Source organism: Bacillus sp. AY2-1 (assembly GCF_008368965.1).
GTDB lineage: Bacteria > Bacillota > Bacilli > Bacillales > Bacillaceae_G > Bacillus_A > Bacillus_A thuringiensis_S.
The window spans coordinates 1-738 of record NZ_QPEL01000329.1; the positions used below are offsets into that span (position 1 = coordinate 1).

Genomic DNA, 738 nt, shown 5'->3' on the forward strand with positions numbered 1-738 from the left:
TGATTAAACTGAAAGAAATCAAAGAGTTTAAATCCAATACTATTTAGTACAGTCTTTTTAAATTGTACATTTTGAATCACTCTTTTTTCTAAGTAGTTTTGTTCATTAATAATAGTTGCAATGGCTAATGTTTTTTTGTTGCCTGTTTTCCAAAAATCGTTCCACATCGTTTCCATAAATGTAGAAACATTTAGGTGAGGGAGAAGGTGAAATAACTTTTGTGATTTCTTTACACTTTGTTCGTAAAGTAAAAATTGAGGGTATACATCTTGGAAAATAAGCCAATTCCCTCTTTCTAAAAAAGAAAAAAATATGAATTGATCTTTCTCTGATAAGATTCTCGTATATAAATCGCCCTTTAAATCAGTCATATTCCAACCGCCGTTACGTGATACCATATGTCCAAGCAGTGCCCAATGTATTTCTGGATATTGAATGTAAAATTGGTAGTATGCGCGTGTTCTTGTAACATTATTTTTATTTAGCTGTTCTGTTTGTATTTTTATTTTGTTGATGATGAGTTGCTCTTCTTTCGTTAATTTATACAAGGTATCAGAAGGAATAAGCTTGCTTTTTTGTTTCAATTCATTTTTTACATCGAATAGGGAGAGGGGCAGTGCTTTGGAAGGTCCGTTATATGTATGATTTGAATTGCTTTGGTCCATTCCGTTACCTCCCTTTTTCATAAATTTAAACATGATTATTGGCTATGAATCATTCTATTTATCCCGCTATTTG

Annotated in this window: 1 protein-coding gene; it reads right to left on the reverse strand. The window is 31.4% G+C overall.

The genetic code is table 11. The features are described 5' to 3' along the window. The coding region (locus DN403_RS30875; RefSeq protein ID WP_149186135.1) for a DUF2515 family protein at positions 1–665 on the reverse strand (665 nt) is incomplete at its 3' end. Positions 666–738: the final 73 nt, after the last annotated feature.